The sequence below is a fragment of the Hymenobacter sp. BT559 genome (genome assembly GCF_017571525.1).
Classification (GTDB): domain Bacteria; phylum Bacteroidota; class Bacteroidia; order Cytophagales; family Hymenobacteraceae; genus Hymenobacter; species Hymenobacter ginsengisoli.
In genome coordinates, this window is the sequence record NZ_JAGETY010000013.1 from 42,854 (window position 1) to 61,522 (window position 18,669).

General features: G+C 62.8%; 9 protein-coding genes. All 9 read left to right on the forward strand.

Annotated elements, in window-relative coordinates; translation table 11 throughout:
• Positions 1 to 16: 16 nt before the first annotated feature.
• The 9 genes from J4D99_RS16800 (at position 17) to J4D99_RS16840 (ending at position 18,592) form a co-directional block, all read left to right on the forward strand.
• Positions 17 to 3,208 (forward strand): SusC/RagA family TonB-linked outer membrane protein, encoded by a 3,192-nt coding sequence (locus J4D99_RS16800; RefSeq protein WP_208132895.1) that lies wholly within the window; start codon positions 17 to 19, stop codon positions 3,206 to 3,208.
• Between the two features lie 68 nt (positions 3,209 to 3,276).
• On the forward strand, positions 3,277 to 5,058 hold the full coding sequence (locus J4D99_RS16805) for a RagB/SusD family nutrient uptake outer membrane protein (protein ID WP_208132896.1): 1,782 nt from the start codon (positions 3,277 to 3,279) through the stop codon (positions 5,056 to 5,058).
• Between the two features lie 147 nt (positions 5,059 to 5,205).
• Positions 5,206 to 7,110: a sialate O-acetylesterase gene (locus J4D99_RS16810; protein WP_309509562.1), complete on the forward strand. Its 1,905-nt coding sequence runs from the start codon at positions 5,206 to 5,208 to the stop codon at positions 7,108 to 7,110.
• Entirely contained in the window at positions 7,100 to 9,298 is a 2,199-nt protein-coding gene (locus tag J4D99_RS16815; protein WP_208132898.1) for a glycoside hydrolase family 3 N-terminal domain-containing protein, read from the forward strand. The genes J4D99_RS16810 and J4D99_RS16815 overlap by 11 nt, the downstream gene beginning before the upstream one ends.
• 8 nt (positions 9,299 to 9,306) lie before the next feature.
• Positions 9,307 to 10,812, forward strand: a complete 1,506-nt coding sequence (locus J4D99_RS16820) for a xylulokinase (protein ID WP_208132899.1) — start codon at positions 9,307 to 9,309, stop codon at positions 10,810 to 10,812.
• A gap of 167 nt (positions 10,813 to 10,979) precedes the next feature.
• Positions 10,980 to 12,296: a xylose isomerase gene (xylA, locus tag J4D99_RS16825; protein WP_208132900.1), complete on the forward strand. Its 1,317-nt coding sequence runs from the start codon at positions 10,980 to 10,982 to the stop codon at positions 12,294 to 12,296.
• A 77-nt stretch (positions 12,297 to 12,373) separates the two neighbouring features.
• Entirely contained in the window at positions 12,374 to 14,458 is a 2,085-nt protein-coding gene (gene tkt, locus J4D99_RS16830) for a transketolase (RefSeq protein WP_208132901.1), read from the forward strand.
• Between the two features lie 387 nt (positions 14,459 to 14,845).
• Positions 14,846 to 15,937, forward strand: coding sequence for an endo-1,4-beta-xylanase (locus J4D99_RS16835; protein ID WP_208132902.1), 1,092 nt, complete (start codon positions 14,846 to 14,848; stop codon positions 15,935 to 15,937).
• 57 nt (positions 15,938 to 15,994) lie between these two features.
• On the forward strand, positions 15,995 to 18,592 hold the full coding sequence (locus tag J4D99_RS16840; RefSeq protein WP_208132903.1) for a glycosyl hydrolase 115 family protein: 2,598 nt from the start codon (positions 15,995 to 15,997) through the stop codon (positions 18,590 to 18,592).
• Positions 18,593 to 18,669 lie beyond the last annotated feature (77 nt).

Genomic DNA, 18,669 nt, shown 5'->3' on the forward strand with positions numbered 1-18,669 from the left:
TCAATTTTCCCACCCCATGAACACACGCATACCTTCGTCTCGCCCATTTCAGGGCTTGAAATGGTCGCGGCTGGTGCCGCTGCTCTTGCTGAGCGGTGGCTTGGCTCCGCTAGCCCCCCAGGTTGCCTATGCCCAGGTAGCCGGCACCCATACCGTAACCGGCCGAGTAACTTCTGACAATGGAGAAGGCATTCCGGGCGTCACGGTAGTGGTAAAAGGCACGACTACGGGCGCCACCACCGACGCCAATGGTAACTACTCGCTGAACGTGCCCGGCGACAACAGCGTGCTGGTATTTAGCTCGATAGGCTATACGCGGCAGGAAATTGCGGTGGGCAAGCGCACCAACGTGAGCCAGAGCCTGGTGCCCGAAACCCAGGCCCTCAACGAGGTGCAGGTGGTGGGCTACGGCACCCAGAAGAAAAGCCAGGTAACGGGCGCCATCTCGTCGGTGAGCGACGAGCAGCTGCACGATGTGCCGGTAGCCAACGTGGGCCAGGCCCTGCAAGGCCGCGCGGCGGGCATCACGGTATCGAGCAACGGCACGGCGCCGGGCCAGGCCCCGACCATCCGCATCCGCGGCAACCGCTCGCTGGCTGGCTCCAATGACCCGCTGCTGGTAGTAGATGGCGTGCCCTACGACGGCAGCCTCAACGACCTGAACCCCGACGATATCACTTCGCTCGAAGTGCTGAAGGATGCCAGCTCGACGGCCATCTACGGCGCTAGGGGTGCCAACGGGGTTATCCTCATCACCACTCGCCGCGGCAAGAGCGGCGCGCCCCGCGTCACCTATTCCGGCTACTACGGCGAGAAGCGCGTCTACGGCCGCTACGACCTGATGAACGGCGAGCAGTACTACAACTACAAGCTGCAGGCCTACCGGGCGCAAAGCCCCAGCTTCGACCCGTCGGCGGCCACTTTCCTCACCAACGACGAGCGGGCCAACTACCTGGCCGGCAAAACGACCGATTACCAGAGCCTGCTCTTCCAGCATGGCCACATCCAGAACCACTCGCTGGGCATAAGCGGGGGCACCGACCAGACGCAGTACTCGGCCTCGCTGGGCTACTACGACGAAACCGGCATCGTGCCGGTGCAGCGCTTCCAGCGCTACTCGCTGCGTGGCACCCTCGACCAACAGATTGGCAAGCGCGTGAAAGTGGGCCTCAATACGCTGAACACGTTCACCGATGCCAAGGACCCGAACGTGAACGTGCTGTATCAGATTCTGACGACCAGCCCGCTAGCCTCGCCCTACGATGCCAACGGCCAGCTCGTGCTCTACCCCAACGGCGACCAGCTCTCGAACCCGCTCACGCTTTACACGCCCAACGCCCACCTCGACCGCAGCCGCCGCCTGCGCTCGTTTAACAGCCTCTACGGCCAGGTTAACATCCTGAAGGGCCTCGATTACCGCCTCAATGTGGGCCTCGACGGGCGCGCCCAGGCCGACGACAGCTTCTACGCTTCCGTAACGCCGCAGAACGGCGGTGGTGTGAACACGGCCAGCAGCGCTTCCAGCATTGCCTACAACCTGCTGGCAGAGAACATTCTGACTTACAACCGCAACTTTGCCGATAAGCACGACCTGAACGTGACGGCCCTGTATAGCCGCCAGACCTACCACACCGATGGCTTTGGTGGGGCCGTGCAGAACACGCTGGCCGACTACCAGTACAACTCCAACCTGGGCGCCGGCACGCCCACCCGCGTCAACAATACCACTCAGCCCATCGACTGGGGCCTGGAGTCGTACATGGGCCGCATTAACTATGCCTACGACAACCGCTACTCGGCCACCCTCACGGCCCGTATCGACCGCTCGTCGCGCCTGGCACCCGGCCACAAAACCAACCTGTTCCCTTCGGCCGCCGTGGCCTGGAACATTGCCAACGAGAACTTCCTGAAGGACTACACCTGGCTCAACACCCTGAAGCTGCGCGCCAGCCTCGGCCGGGTAGGTAGCACCGCCATCAACCCGTACCAGACTCAGGGCTCGCTGCTGACCGGCCTGGGCCAGGGGGCCTACAACTACGGCCCCACCGGCGCGGTAGGCGTAGTGCCTGGCGCTATCCCGAACCCCAACCTGGGCTGGGAGTACACCACCACTACCAACTTCGGCCTCGACTTCGGTTTCCTCGAAAACCGCATCACGGGTAGCTTGGAGGTGTATCAGCAAACCACCAACGACCTGCTGCTGCCCAAGGCGCTGCCACAGGCCAGCGGCTACGGCTCGGTGCTCATCAACGCCGGCAAAACCCAGAACCGCGGTATTGAAGCCACGCTGACCACCGTGAACGTGCGCGCCAAGGACCTCGGCGGCTTTGAGTGGAGCACCGACTGGAACTTCACGCTGAACCGCGAGAAAGTTCTCGACCTGAACCAGTACAATGCCGACGGCAGCCCTAGCAACGACATCGGCAACCAGCGCTTCATCGGCCAGCCGCTCTACGTCATCTACGACTTCCACAACATCGGCGTCTGGCAAGCCTCGGAGGCCGACCAGGCTAAGAAGTACGGCTCGAAGGTTGGCCAGATTAAGGTAGAAGATGTGAACGGTGACGGCAAGATTGACGCTAACGACCGTGTAATCGTAGGTTCGCGTCAGCCCAAGTTTGAGGCCGGCCTCACCAACCGCTTCCGCTTCAAGGGCTTCGACCTGACCGTAGTTGCCCTGACCCGCGTGGGCGCTACCGTGGTGGACCCTTATTCGTTCGGCCCTAGCTACTACGCCACCAACACCGGCCGCCGCAACCAGCTGAACTTCAATTACTACGCCGCGGCTATTCCGGGCAACCTGACGCCCCAGACCCCCGGTGGCGTAGCTGCCAACCCCAGCAACGATTACCCGCAGCCCGACCAGACCTCGCGTGCCAACGAATGGCCGACCTATGGCTCGACGCTGGGCTACCACAGTGGCACCTTCATCAAGGTGCGCAGCATTGACCTGGGATACACCTTGCCCGCCGCCTGGGCCAAGGCGGCCTTCATGAGCTCGGCCCGCGTGTACCTGCAGGTGCAGAACCCCTACATCTGGGCTGCCGACAAGTACTTCCAGCGCAACAAGGCCATCGACCCCGATGCCCTCTCGTACTCCTCGCGCTTCAGCAACACGGGCACGGCTTCGGCCAACATCGACTTCCAGGGTGGCAGCAACTACCCCGTTACGCGCGCCTTCATCGTGGGCGTAAACCTGGGCCTCTAGCCTAGCGCGGCGGCTAGCCCCGCTAGCCGCCGCCGGCCCCATTTCCCACCCCTTCCTTTGTAGTCATCATGAAAAAAATAGTATTAGCTACGCTCGGTACGGCCCTGGTGCTGTCGGCGACGAGCTGCAACAAAGACATTCTGGACGAAAACCCGCAGTCGGTTATTACACCGTCGTTCCTGCAAACGGCGCAGGGCGTCGAGGCCGGCGTAACGGGCGTGTACTCGGGCCTGCGCCAGATATACGGCAACGACGCGGCCTTCTTTACCACCGTGGCCGGCACCGATGAGTGGACTTCGGGTATTGCCACGAGCAGCGGCCTGTCGGACTACAGCCCCACCGACCTGACGCCGCTCAACGACGGCTCGAACTCGTTTATCTGGAACGTGTGCTACCAGCAAATTAACAACGCCAACGGCGTGCTCAAGTACGGCCCCAATGCCCAGGGCATTGCGCCCGCCCGGCTCACGCAACTGCTGGCCGAGGCCAAGCTGCTGCGCGCCCAGTACTACTTCCGGCTGGTGCAGGACTTCGGCGATGTGCCCCTGATGCTCAACTTCGTAGACTCGCCGACCACCGACATCAGCCGCGCGCCGATGGCCGACGTGTACACGCAGATTCTGAAGGACCTGAACGAGTCGCTGGCCAGCATTGCCGACAAGCCCGCCCAGCCCGGCCGCGTGACCCGCGCCACGGCCCTGCACTTGATTTCAAAAGTGTACCTGACGCGAGCCACCTCTTCGGCCAAGCAGGCTACTGATTACCAGATGGCTGCGCAGTATTCCAAAGAGCTCATCGACAACCAGGGCCGCTACGGCCTGGCCCTGGAAAGCGACCCGGCCAACGTGTTTGCCGAAGGCAACGAGAACGGCAAGGAAGTAATTTTCAATGCCCAGTTCAACGCCGACCCCACGTTCTCGCAGCTAGGGGGCTTCACCTACGGCGGCGAGAATATTGCCGCCTTCCAGTTCCGCAGCCGCTACGACAAGCTGCCCAACATGGCGCGCGACCTGAACAACGGCCGGCCGTTTGCCCGCCACGTGCCCACGTTCTTCCTGCTCGATTCGTACATCCTGAAGGATGCCAGCGGCAGCCCCTTGGAGGCGGACGCCAGCCTGCGCACCACCGATACGCGCTACAACAAGTGGTTTACGACGACCTACTACGTGAACTCGCCCGGTGCCAACGGCGGCAGCTCGAAGGCCGTGGTCGGCGACACGTCCATCTGGTACCCCGGCCGCCAGCTTCCGGCCGCCCGGCTAGCCCAGATTGCGGCCCGCACGCCGGTACCCTACGCAGTTATTCAGCCCAACCAGTACACCACCGAATACTATCCCACGCTCAACAAGTTTGATAGCCGCAACCGCACGTCGGTCAACGGTTTCTCGAGCCGCCCCAACATCATCTATCGCCTGGCCGAAACGTACCTGATTGCGGCCGAAGCGTACTACTACCTCGGCAACTCGGCCCAGGCAGCCACCTACCTCAACGTGGTGCGCGAGCGCGCCGCCGCCAGCGGCAAGAAGGCCCAGATGGACATCACCGCGGCCCAGGTCAATATCGACTTCATTCTTGACGAGCGTATGCGCGAGCTGTGCGGCGAATTTACCCGCTGGTACGACCTCAAGCGCACCTACAATGCCAGCGGTGCCAACGAGCTGCTAACGCGGGTGCGCAATACCAACTACGCCCCCGCTTTCCGCTCCATCACAGCCGATGGCCCTACCAAGGGCGGGGTATACGGCTCCAACGCGGCTGCCAATATCAAAGACTACCACGTGCTGCGCCCCATTCCGCAGAGCGAGATTGACCGCACCAACGGTAAAATCACGCAAAATACTGGCTACTAGTAAGCTAGCGGCAGGTTGAAAATAAGCCCCGGTTTCACTTCGAAACCGGGGCTTATTTATGAAGGGGTACTAGAAAGATGCTTTATGTTAGCTAATAAACTCATATTCAGTCTAAAGTCTGCCGGCTTGCTAAGCCTTGGGCTAGGCTTGCTGGCTGCCCCCGCCGCCCGTGCCGCCGTGCGCCTGCCCCGCCTTGTGAGCGATGGGATGGTGCTGCAGCGCGACCAGCCCCTGCGGCTCTGGGGCTGGGCCGCGCCGGGCGAGAAGGTGAGCGTGGCCCTGCTAGGCAAAACCTACACCGCCACCACTGGCGCCGATGGCCGCTGGCAGGTGCAGCTGCCCGCCCAGAAAGCCGGCGGGCCCTACGAGCTGAAAATCGACGCCACCAACCACCTAGTGGTGCGCGACGTGCTGGTGGGCGACGTGTGGCTGTGCTCGGGCCAGTCGAACATGGAAACGCCCATGAGCCGCGTGCGCGACCGCTATCCCCAGGAAGTAGCCCAGGCCAACAACCCGCGCATCCGGCAGTTTGAGGTGCCGATGGCCTACGCCTTCAATGGCCCGCGGGCCGACGTGACCGGCGGCAGCTGGGTAGCCACCACCCCCGAAAGCATCCTCAAGTTTTCGGCCGTGGCCTACTTCTTCGCCAAAGAAATTCAAGCCAAATACAACGTGCCGGTCGGCATTATTAAGGACGCCGTGGGGGGCTCGCCGGCCGAGGCTTGGCTAAGCGCCGACGCCCTGAAGCAATTCCCGACCTACGAGCAGCAAGGTGCCAAGTACCGCGATAGTGCCCTGGTGGCCGGTACCAAGCAGCGCGAAGGCGCCGCCGTGGCCGACTGGTACAAGCGCCTGCACCAGGCTGACCAGGGCGAGCAGCCCGGCCAGCCCAAGTGGAGCGCAGCTGATTATAACGCCAGCGACTGGGCTACCATGCAGGTGCCCGGCTACTGGGCCGACCGAACGCCGCTAGGCCCCGTCAACGGCGTGCTGTGGTTTAAGAAAGAAGTAGACGTGCCCGCTAGCATGGTCGGCCAGCCGGCCCGCCTGGAGCTGGGCACCCTCATCGATGCCGACTCTACTTATATCAACGGCAAGCTGGTGGGCACTACCGGTTACCAATACCCGCCCCGCAAGTACGACTTCGGACCCGGCGTGCTGAAGGCTGGCAAAAACGTAATTACGGTGCGCCTCATCAGCAACGGCGGGCGCGGCGGCTTCACGATGGGCAAGGAGTATCGCCTGGTGGCCGGTGGCCAGACCATCGACCTGAAAGGCCCCTGGCAGTATAAGCTGGGTGGCACCATGCCGCCCACGCCCGGCACTACTACGTTCCAGTACCAGCCGGGCGGGCTCTACAATGGCATGATTGCGCCGGTCCTGCCCTACGCCGTGAAGGGCGTGCTGTGGTATCAGGGCGAGAGCAACGCCGGCCACCCGCAAGATTATCAGGCGCTGCTCACCGGCCTCATCCAGGACTGGCGCACCCACGCGCAGCGGCCCGCGCTGCCGTTTATCTACGCGCAGCTGCCTAACTTCCAGGCTGTGAAAAAGGAGCCTAGCGAAAGCGGCTGGGCGGCCCTGCGCGACGCCCAGCGCCGCACCCTGGCCGTGCCGCACACCGGCATGGCCGTGCTGCTCGATGTGGGCGAGTGGAATGACATTCACCCCCTCGACAAGCTGACGGTAGGCCACCGCCTGGCCCTGGCGGCCGAGCAGGTTGCCTATGGCGACAAGCAGGTGGTGGCTGCGGGGCCGCTTTTCCAATCGGCCCAGACTACGGGCAACAAAATCACGGTCACCTTCAGCGACCCCGGCAGCACCTTGGTGGCCAAGGGCGGCGGGCTGCTGACAGGCTTCGCCGTGGCCGGGGCCGACAAGAAATTTGTGTGGGCCCAGGCCCGCATCGAGGGCAATAAAGTAGTGGTGTGGAGCGACCAGGTGGCCGCGCCCGTAGCCGTGCGCTACGCCTGGGCCGACAACCCCGAAGGCGCTAATCTGTACAACAAAGCGGGCCTGCCCACTTCTACGTTCCGCACCGATGACTTTTAGGCCGACCCTCACGCTGCCTGGCTTGGCGCTGCTGGCTCTGGCAAGCCTGGGCGCGCACGCCCAGACCACGCCCGTGTTTCGCGACGCGAAGCAACCGCTCAGTGTGCGGGTGAATGACCTCATCAAGCAATTATCACTGGAGGAAAAAGCCCAGCAGATGCTCGACCAGAGCCCGGCCATTCCGCGCCTCGGCATTCCGGCGTATAGCTGGTGGAACGAGGCGTTGCACGGCGTGGGCCGCTCGGCCCCGGCCACGGTGTTTCCGCAGGCCATCGGGCTAGGGGCTACGTTTGACGACGACCTGGCTTTGCGCGAAGCCACGGCCATCTCGGACGAGGCGCGGGCGGTGTACAACGCGGCCATTGCCAAAAACCACTACGTGAAATACGGCGGCCTCACGTTCTGGACGCCCAACATCAACATCTTCCGCGACCCGCGCTGGGGTCGCGGCCAGGAAACCTACGGCGAGGACCCCACGCTGACGAGCCGCCTGGGCGTCGCGTTCGTGAAGGGCCTGCAAGGCCCCGACCCGAAGTATCTCAAAGTGGCGGCCTGCGCCAAGCACTACGCCGTGCACAGCGGCCCCGAGCGCCTGCGCCACGAGTTCAACGCCGAGGCTAGCCCCCAGGATTTGCGCGAAACCTACCTGCCCGCGTTCCAGGCCTTGGTAAAAGACGCCAACGTGGAGGCCGTGATGTGCGCTTACAACAGTACCAACGGCGAGCCCTGCTGCGGCAACGAGTTTTTGCTCAGCCAAGTGCTGCGCAAGGAGTGGGGCTTCCGGGGCCACGTAGTGAGCGACTGCGGCGCACTCGACGACCTCTACCAAGGCCACAAAACGGTCAAGACCAAGACCGAAGCTGCCGCGCTAGCCCTCTCGCGCGGCGTAGACCTGAACTGCGGCGATACCTATACCAAACTGCCCGATGCCGTACATCAGGGCTTGCTCAAGGAAAGCCAGGTAGATAGCGCGCTGGCCATCTTGCTGCGCACGCGCTTTAAGCTGGGCTTATTCGACGGCCCCAACGCCACGCCCTATGACCGGCTAGGCTCCGAAGTAGTGAACAGTGCCGCGCACCGCGCCCTGGCCAAGGAGGTAGCCCTGAAGTCGATGGTGCTGCTGAAAAATAACGGCGTGCTGCCCCTGCGCCCCGACCTGGGCAAGTACTTCGTGACCGGCCCCAATGCCACCAGCGTGGAAGCGCTGCTCGGCAACTACTACGGCGTGAATGGCCAGATGAGTACCGTTTTGGAGGGCCTAGTGAGCGCCGTGCAGCCCGGCAGCCAGATTGAATACAAGCAGGGTGCCCTGCTCGACCGGCCCAACATCAACCCCATCGACTGGACCACCGGCGAAGCTAAGCAGACCAATGCCATTATCGTAGTGATGGGCATCACGGGTGTATTGGAAGGGGAGGAGGGCGAGTCTATCGCCTCGCCCAATGCCGGCGACCGCCTCGACTACAACCTGCCTCAGAACCAGATTGATTTTCTCAAAAAGCTGCGCCAGGGCAGCAAAACGCCCATCATCGCTATCGTAACGGGCGGCAGCCCCATGAACCTGAGCGAGGTGCACGAGCTGGCCGACGCCGTACTACTGACCTGGTACCCCGGTGAGGAAGGCGGCAACGCCGTGGCCGACCTCGTGTTTGGCAAGGCTTCGCCCTCGGGTCGCCTGCCCGTCACCTTCCCCAAGAGCCTGACCCAGCTTCCCGCCTACGAAAGCTACGGCATGAAGGGCCGCACCTACCGCTACCTCGACGCCGAGCCCATGTATCCGTTCGGCTACGGCCTCAGCTACGGCAAATTCACGTACTCGAATCTAAAATTCGGCAAGGCCAAAATTGGCAAAAAAGAGTCGGCCGAAGTCACGGTAACTATCACCAACACCGGCACCGTGGCTGCCGATGAAGTGGCGCAGCTCTACCTCACGCACCCGCCCAAGGCCGGCACCCAAACGCCGCTGTTTGCCCTGAAGAGCTTCAAGCGCGTGAACCTCCAACCGGGGGCTAGCACGCAGGTCAACTTCACGCTTACCCCTGCGCAGCTGGCCTTGATTGATAAAACCGGCAGCGCCGTGACGCCGAGCGGCCCGGTCACGGTATACGTGGGCGGCTCGCTGCCTTCGGCGCGCAGCCTGGCCCTGGGAGCTGCCAAGCCCACCTCGGCGCTGCTTACTATTAAATAGCTTTTGATATGAAATATTTACTCGGCTACGACATCGGTAGCTCTTCCATTAAAGCCTCGTTGCTCGACATCGCCACCGGGCGTTGCGTAGCCGCTGCCACCTCGCCCGAAACCGAGATGGAGATGGCCGTGCCCCAGCCCGGCTGGGCCGAGCAGCGCCCCGAGCGCTGGTGGCAGGAAGTCATCAACGCCACCAAAAAGCTGCAAGCCAGCTACGGCTTCGACGCCTCGCTGCTGGCTGGCATTGGCATCACCTACCAAATGCACGGCCTGGTGCTGCTCGATAAGTCGGGCCACGTGCTGCGCCCCGCCATCATCTGGTGCGACAGCCGCGCTGTCGAAATTGGCAACGAGGCCTTCAGTGAGCTAGGGGAGGAGTTTTGCCTGCAAAACTTCCTGAACTCGCCGGGCAACTTCACCGCTTCCAAGCTGAAGTGGGTGCGCGAGAATGAGCCGGAGGTGTACGCCCAAATTCACAAGATTCAGCTGCCCGGCGACTACCTCGCCTACCAGCTCACGGGCCAGATGCAAACCACAGTATCGGGCCTCTCGGAGGGCGTGTTCTGGAATTTCAAGCGCCAAGCCATTGCCCAGGAGCTGCTCGACTACTACGGTATCAGCGCCGATTTGCTGCCTGAGGTGGTGGACACCTTCGCCATCCAGGGCCGCCTCACGGCCGAAGCGGCCCAAATACTGGGCCTAGCTGCCGGCACGCCCATCAGCTACCGCGCCGGCGACCAGCCCAACAATGCCTTCTCGCTCAATGTGCTGAATGCCGGCGAAGTAGCCGCCACCGGCGGCACCAGCGGCGTAGTCTACGGTATCAACGAAACCACCACGGCCGACCCGCGCTCGCGCGTCAACTCGTTTGTCCACGTGAATAGCACCCGCGAGCAGCCCAAAAACGGCGTGCTCATGTGCCTCAACGGTACGGGCATCCTGAACAGCTGGCTGCGCAAAGCGGTGGGCAACCTGCCCTACGACCAGATGAACACCCTAGCGGCTCAGGCGCCAGTAGGAGCGGAGGGTCTGCTGTTTCTGCCCTTCGGCAACGGCGCCGAGCGCATCCTCGAAAACCGGCCCGCCGCCGCCAGCCTCCACGGCTTGCAGTTTAACGTGCACGGCCAGCCGCACCTCATCCGGGCCGCGCAGGAAGGCATCGTGTATGCGCTGAACTACGGCATGGACATCATGCGTAACTCCGGCGTACAAGTGCAAACCGTGCGCGCCGGCCACGCCAATATGTTCCTGAGCCCGGTGTTCCGCGAGGCGTTTGTGAACTGCGGCAACGTGACGCTGGAGCTCTACGACACCGACGCGGCCCAGGGCGCGGCGCGCGGCGCGGGCATCGGCGCGGGCATCTACGCCAGTCCCAAAGAGGCATTCAACGGGCTGGCCCGCATCAGCACCGTAGAGCCGACGCCCGCTTTGCAGGCGCAATACCAACAAATGTATAGCGACTGGCAGACCCTGCTGGCCCGCGAAACCCGTCCGGCAGAATTGCTGCTAGCGTAAAAACCTCACCCCGGCCCCTCTCCTTAGGGAGAGGGGAGCCACGGCGGGGCTAGCGACTGCTCACCCCTGGCCCCTCTCCCCAAGGAGAGTGGTCGGGGATGAGGTCCGGCGCCAGAACAACCAAAACTAAGAACTTCTTAATTACCCCAATTACCCCAACCATTTTCATGGCAACCTCCGAATTTTTCAAGGGCATCGACAAGATTAAGTACGAAGGCCGCGACTCTGATAATCACCTGGCGTTCAAATGGTACGACGAAAATCGCGTGGTAGCCGGCAAGACCATGAAGGACCACCTGCGCTTCGCTACGGCCTACTGGCACACCTTCGTAGGCACCGGCGGCGACCCCTTCGGCCCCGGCACCAAGAACTTTGCCTGGGACCAGAAGGGCGACATCATCGGCCGCGCCAAGGACAAAGCCGATGCGGCGTTTGAGTTCTTCACCAAGCTCGGCACGCCCTACTACTGCTTCCACGACATCGACTTGGTGGACGAAGGCGCTTCGCTGAGCGAATATGAGCGCAACCTGAGCACCATCGTCGATTACCTCAAGGGCAAGCAGCAGGAAAGCGGCGTGAAGCTGCTGTGGGGCACGGCCAACGTGTTTTCGAACCCGCGCTACATGAACGGGGCTAGCACCAACCCCGACTTCGCGGTGGTGGCCCATGCTGGCACGCAGGTGAAAAACTCCATCGACGCGACCATCGCGCTAGGGGGCGAAAACTACGTGTTCTGGGGTGGTCGCGAAGGCTATATGACCCTGCTCAACACCGACATGAAGCGCGAGCTGGCGCACATGGCCAAGTTCCTGACCATGGCCCGCGACTACGCCCGCCAGCAGGGCTTCAAAGGCAAGTTCTTCATCGAGCCCAAGCCAGCCGAGCCGACCAAGCACCAGTATGACTTCGACGCCGCCACCGTAATCGGCTTCCTGAAGGAGCACGGCCTGGACAAAGACTTCCAGCTGAACCTGGAAGTGAACCACGCCACGCTGGCCGGCCACACCTTCCAGCACGAGCTGCAAGTGGCGGCCGACGCCGGCATGCTCGGCAGCATGGACGCCAACCGCGGCGACTACCAGAACGGCTGGGATACCGACCAGTTCCCGAACAACCTCAACGAGCTGACCGAGAGCATGCTCATCATCCTGGAGGCCGGTGGCATCACCCAGGGCGGCATCAACTTCGACGCTAAAACGCGCCGCAACTCGACCGATTTGGAGGACATCTTCATCGCCCACATTGCGGGCATGGACACCTTCGCCAGGGCCCTCGTGACGGCCGATGCCATCCTGAGCAAGTCGGGCTACAAGAAATTCCGCCAGGAGCGCTACGCTTCGTTCGACGCCGGCCACGGCGCCGAGTACGAAAAGGGGGGCCTCACGCTGGAAGACCTGCGCCGCATTGCGCACGAAACCGGCGAGCCCACGCCCCGCAGCGGCAAGCAGGAGTGGCTGGAGAGCATCATTAATCAGTACATCTAGCGAAAAATTCGTAGAGGAACGCGGTGCGGCGCGGCTACACCGCGTTCCTTTGCGCTACCAATCTTTTTCGCTTACCCATGAGCAACTCCAATCCCAACAACGTTTCGATTGATGAATTGAGCGTTAACACTATCCGCCTGCTATCGGTGGATATGGTACAGAAAGCCAACTCGGGCCACCCCGGCCTGCCGCTAGGGGCTGCCCCGATGGCCTACGTGGTATGGTCGCGCTTTCTGCGCTTCAACCCCAAGGATGTGCATTGGCCCAACCGCGACCGGTTTATCCTGTCGGCTGGTCACGGCTCGGCGCTGCTCTACAGCCTGCTGCACCTTTACGGCTACGACCTGAGCCTCGACGACCTGAAGAACTTCCGCCAGATGGGCTCCAAGACGCCCGGCCACCCCGAGTCGCACATCACGCCCGGCGTGGAGGTGACCACCGGCCCGCTAGGCCAGGGTTTTGCCAACGGCCTGGGCATGGCCATGGCCGAGTCGCACCTCGGCGCGCTCTACAACAAAGAGGGCCACGCGCCGGTGCAGGACCACTACACCTATGTGCTGGTGAGCGACGGCGACCTGATGGAAGGCATTGCTTCGGAGGCGGCTTCGCTGGCCGGCCACTTGCAGCTGAACAAGATGATTTATCTCTACGACGATAACAACATCTCGCTCGACGGCCCCACCAACCTGACCTACACCGAGAACCCGATGAAGCGCTTCGATGCCTACTACTGGCACACGCAGCACGTCACGGACGGCAACGACCTCGACGCCATCGAAAACGCCATCAAGGTGGCGCAGTCGGTGACCGACCGGCCCTCGATTATTGCGGTGCGCACCATCATCGGCTTCGGCTCGCCGCTGGCAGGCACCAGCAAGTCGCACGGCTCGCCGCTAGGCCCCGATAATGTGAAGGCCACCAAGAAGTTCTACGGCTTCGACCCCGAGCAGAGCTTCCAGGTGCCGCAGGAGGTGTACGAGCACCTCAAGCAGCCCGGCCAGCGCGGCGCCGAGCTGCAAAAGCAGTGGGAAGCCGACTTCGCCAAGTACGCCGAGAAATTTGCCGACGAGGCCCACCAGTTCAAGCTCTCCTTCGCCGGCGAACTGCCCGAGGGCTGGGACGCTAACCTGCCCGTATATACGCCCGCCGATGGCGAGCTGGCTACCCGCCAGGCTTCGGGCAAAGCCCTGGATGCCATCAAGAAAACGGTGCCGTTTATGTTCGGCGGCTCGGCCGACCTGGCTAGCTCGAACGAGATGGACAAGGCGGGCAGCGACAGCTACCAGCCCGCGCACCCGGCCAACCGCAACGTGTGGTGGGGCGTGCGCGAGCACGCCATGGGCGCGGCCATGAACGGCATCGCCCACCACGGCGGCCTGCGTACCTACGGCGGTACCTTCCTCACGTTCAGCGACTACATGCGCGCGGCTATCCGCCTCACGGCCCTGGCCGAGAGCACGGCCACGTTCGTGTTCACACACGACAGCATTGGCTTGGGCGAAGACGGCCCCACCCACCAGCCGGTAGAGCAGGTGCTGGCCCTGCGCACCATCCCGAACATCGTGGTGCTGCGCCCCGCCGACGCCAACGAAAGCACCGAGGCCTGGCGCATCGCCATGACCACGCCTAAGTCGCCGGTCGTGCTCATCTTCTCGCGCCAAAAACTGCCGATTCTTGACCAGAGCAAGCTCGGCTCGGCCCGCGAGGGTGTGCGCAAGGGCGCCTACATCCTGAGCGAAGCCCAGGGCGGCGAGCCCAAGCTCATCCTCATCGCCACCGGCTCGGAAGTGAAGCTGGCAATGGAAGCGCAGGGAGAACTGGAAAAAGCCGGTACGCCCACCCGCGTAGTGAGCATGCCGAGCTGGGAACTGTTTGAGCACCAAGACAAAGCCTACCGCGAGCAGGTGCTGCCGTCGGCTATCAAGAAGCGTCTGGCCATTGAGGCCGGCTCGCCCATTGGCTGGCACAAGTACACCACCGACGAGGGCGGCATCATTGCCATGAACCGCTTTGGCGAGTCGGCCCCCGCCGAGGAGCTGTTTGAGAAATTCGGCTTCACGGTGGCCAATGTGGTGAAGCGTGCCCAGGGCGTGCTAGCCGGCCAGCCCGAAGACCAAGGCCAAGAAGAAGAGAAAAAGCAAGTAGTAGCCGAGGGCAACTAAGGCGGCGCGTTGCGGGTGGCTGGGTACCCAGCCGCCGAGCGTGTCACCGATGCAGCCCTGCATTCTGAGACCCCACCACCCGCAACCAACTCCGTGCGTTTTCACCTCCACTTTCGGCAGCCGCTAGGCCGCCGCCACTGGCTGGTCCTTGCCGGGGCCGCCGGTTTTACTGCCCGGGGCGCATGCGCCTCACTATGCCCGTAGCCATCGCGGTTGCGACCCCTAGCTGGGTCGTGGCCGCGGTGCCTACGGGCATTTTTATTACTCAATAGTGCAGTAGTGCGGACTTTCAGTCCGTAAGTGTGCAGCGCCCTGCTTGCTGGCGGACTGAAAGTCCGCGCTACTGTTTTTGCCGTCAGCTTTCTTTTCCGCTAATTCGATACGTACATGAAAATCAACGCTTACGCGCTAGCTCTGGCTAGCCTGCTCGGGGTCGCGGGCCTCACGGCCAGCCAGCGCCCACCCGCTGAGAAAGGCCTCAAAGACTACTACAAAAGCTACTTTCCGGTGGGCGTGGCGGTGTCGCCACGCGCCCTGCAAAATCCGGCCGAGGTGGCGCTCATCTTGCAGCAGTTCAACAGCCTCACGCCGGAGAACGACATGAAGATGGGACCCATTCACCCTGATTCAACCCGCTGGAACTGGGGCCCCGCCGATGCCATCGTGGACTTTGCGCAGGCGCACCACCTAAAGGTGCGCGGCCACAACCTCTGCTGGCACGAGCAAACGCCCCGGTGGATTTTCAAGAACCCCGACGGCAGCCAGGTGAGTAAAGCGCACCTGCTCAAGCGCCTGCACGACCACATCGACGCGGTGGTGAAGCGCTACAAGGGCAAAATCTACGCCTGGGATGTGGTAAACGAGGCCATTGCTGACAACCCCAACGAGTTCCTCCGCAACTCGGACTGGTATAAAATCTGCGGCGAGGACTTCATTGCCGAGGCCTTCCGCTACGCGCACGCGGCCGACCCTAGCGCGGTGCTTTTCTACAACGACTACAATACCGAGCGGCCCGAGAAGATGGAGCGCGTTTACAAGCTGTTGAAGAAGCTGAAAGACGCCAAGGTGCCCATCGACGCCGTGGGGCTGCAAGGGCACTGGTCGCTGGTCGAGCCCACCGAGCAGGAGCTGCGCACCACCATCGAGCGCTTCGCCTCGCTAGGGCTCAAAGTGCAGGTGACCGAGCTCGACGTGTCGGTGTACCCCTGGGAGAAGGACCGCCGCGCCAAGCGCCCCGACGAGTCGGACGCCTACACCCCCGACATGCAGGCCAAGCAAAGCGCGCAATACGCTATGTTTTTCAAGGTTTTCCGTGACGAAGCTAAGGCGGGTCGCCTCACGGGTGTCACGTTCTGGAACATCTCCGACCACTACTCCTGGCTCGATACCTATCCGGTGGTGGGGCGCAAAAACCACCCGCTGCTGTTCGACGAGAATTTCAAGCCCAAGCCGGCTTACTACGAGGTTGTCAAGTTTTAAGGCCCTAGCGGTTGCCCCAGCCCACATGTGGCGGGGTAGCCATTGCTTACTACCAGTATGAAAGCCACCCTAACTACCCTTCGCCACGGCGCGCTGCTCTTGTTGCTGCCCGCCCTGGCAGTGGCTCAGCAACCCGCTGCGCCGCTCGCCGAGCACTATATCTCGACCAAGAAAATGACCGGCAGCTTTCCGCTGGTCGCCGATGGCAAGGCTGCCACGCTGTATGCCAGCGCCAGCGACTGGCCGGGCGTGTTGCGGACCCTCCACGATGTGCAGGCCGATGTGAAGCGCGTGACCGGGCTGGAGCCCGCTCTGCGCACCGATGCCCCTAGCGGGGCGCGGCCGGTCGTGCTCGTCGGCACGCTCGGGCACAGCCCCTTGATTGACAAGCTGGTGCATGCCGGCAAACTCAACCCTAGCGAGCTGCGCGGCAAGTGGGAGAAGTTTATTGTACAAACCGTAGCCAACCCCATGCCGGGCGTGGCCAGCGCGCTGGTAGTGGCGGGTAGCGACAAGCGCGGCACCATCTACGGCCTCTACGACTTGTCGCAGCAGATGGGCGTGTCGCCGTGGTACTGGTGGGCCGACGTGCCCACGCCGCACCAAAGCAGCCTCTACGTGGCCGCCGGCCGGCATACGCAGGGCGAGCCCAAGGTGAAGTACCGCGGCATTTTCATCAACGACGAAGCGCCGGCCTTTTCAGGTTGGGCCAAGGAGAAGTTTGGGGGCGTGAACCACGGCGCCTACGAGCACATGTTTGAGCTGATTCTCCGGCTCAAAGGCAATTACCTCTGGCCGGCCATGTGGGGCAATGCCTTCAGCGACGACGATAAAACCGACCCTGTGCTGGCTGATACCTACGGTATTGTGATGGGCACCTCGCATCACGAGCCCATGGACCGCGCCCAGCAGGAGTGGAAGCGCTACGGCACGGGCGCATGGAATTACCAAACCAACGCGCCGGTGCTGCAGGAGTTTTGGCGCCAGGGTATCCGCAACATGGGCACCAAAGAAACCCTGGTGACCATCGGCATGCGCGGCGACGGCGACGAGCCCATGAGCCGCGAAAGCAACACGGCGCTGCTCGAAAAGATAGTGGCCGACCAGCGCCAGATTATAGCCGAAGAAACTCACAAGCCCGCCGACCAGACGCCCCAGGTGTGGGCCCTTTACAAGGAAGTGCAGGAGTACTACGACAAGGGCATGCGCGTGCCCGACGACGTGACCCTGCTGCTGTGCGACGACAACTGGGGTAACCTACGCAAACTGCCCAAGCTCGGCGACAAGCCCCGCAAGGGCGGCTACGGCATCTACTACCACTTCGACTACGTGGGTGGGCCGCGCAACTACAAGTGGCTGAACACGAACCCGCTGCCGCGCGTGTGGGAACAGATGCACCTGGCCCACGAGTACGGCGCCAACCAGATTTGGGTGGTGAACGTGGGCGACCTCAAGCCGATGGAGCTGCCTATTAGCTTCTTCCTCGACTACGCCTGGAACCCCGACGCGCTGCCCGCCAGCGGCGTAGCGGCCTATACCCAGCGCTGGGCCAGCCAGCAGTTTGGCCCGAAGTACGCGGCTGATATTGCCGACATCCTGGCCAAATATGCGAAGTACAACGGCCGCCGCAAGCCCGAACTGCTCGATGCCAACACCTACAGCCTGGCCACCGGCGAGTGGGCTAGCGTGGTGCGAGACTACGACGCGCTGGCCGCCCGCGCTGAGGCTATCGGGGCAAAACTTCCCGCTGCCGACCAAGACGCGTACTTCGAACTGGTGCTGCACCCGGTGCTGGCCTGTGATAACCTTAATCTGTTGTACTACATGGTGGCCCGCAACCACGAGGCTGCCAAAACTAATCAGCCCGCTACCAATGACTTTGCGGCTCAGGCCCAACGTCTATTTGCGGAAGACGCCGAGATTTCGCGCCGCTACAACGACATCGCGGGCGGCAAGTGGCACCACATGATGGACCAGATGCACATTGGCTACAAAGCCTGGCACGACGAGCCCAAAGACGTAATGCCCGAGGTAGTGACGCTGCCCGCCGGTGCCACTGCTATTGCCGCGCCCACTAGCCCGGCCGCCCCCGGCAAGGCCGACTACGTGTCGCTCGATGCCGAGCACTACACCCAGGCTGTGAATGCGGGTCCTATTACCTGGCAGCGGCTGCCCGACCTGGGCCGCACGGCCGGGGCGGTCACCACGTTTCCGGTCACGGCGGCCCCCACAGCCGCGCCGGGCGGGGCTAGCCCGCACCTGGAATACCGCCTCAACCTGGCGCAGGCCGGGCCCGTGACGGTGAGCGCCTACCTGGCGCCAACCCTGGACTTCACCAACACCACCGGCCTGCGCTACGCCGTATCGATTGACGACGAGGCGCCGCAGCTTATCAACCTGCACACCGGCCTTACTCCCGATAATGGCAACAGACCCTGGGAAAGGGCGGTGGCCGAAAACATTATCCTGAAAACGTCGCAGCACACTGTGGCCGCCGCGGGCGCGCACGTACTCAAATTCTGGCGCGTGGACCCCGGCGTGGTGCTCGAAAAGCTGGTGGTGAGCCAGGGAACGGTGCCCACCAGCTACCTGGGGCCGCCTGCCACTGCCCCAGCCAAAGACCAGGGGGCGGCTGGCAGTCTGGGCCAACGGTAACCTCAGCCCTGGCTCCTCTCCCACAGAGAGGCCAGGGCTGAGTTGTCGCCCGCGTTCTACACTCATTTTTATATCCC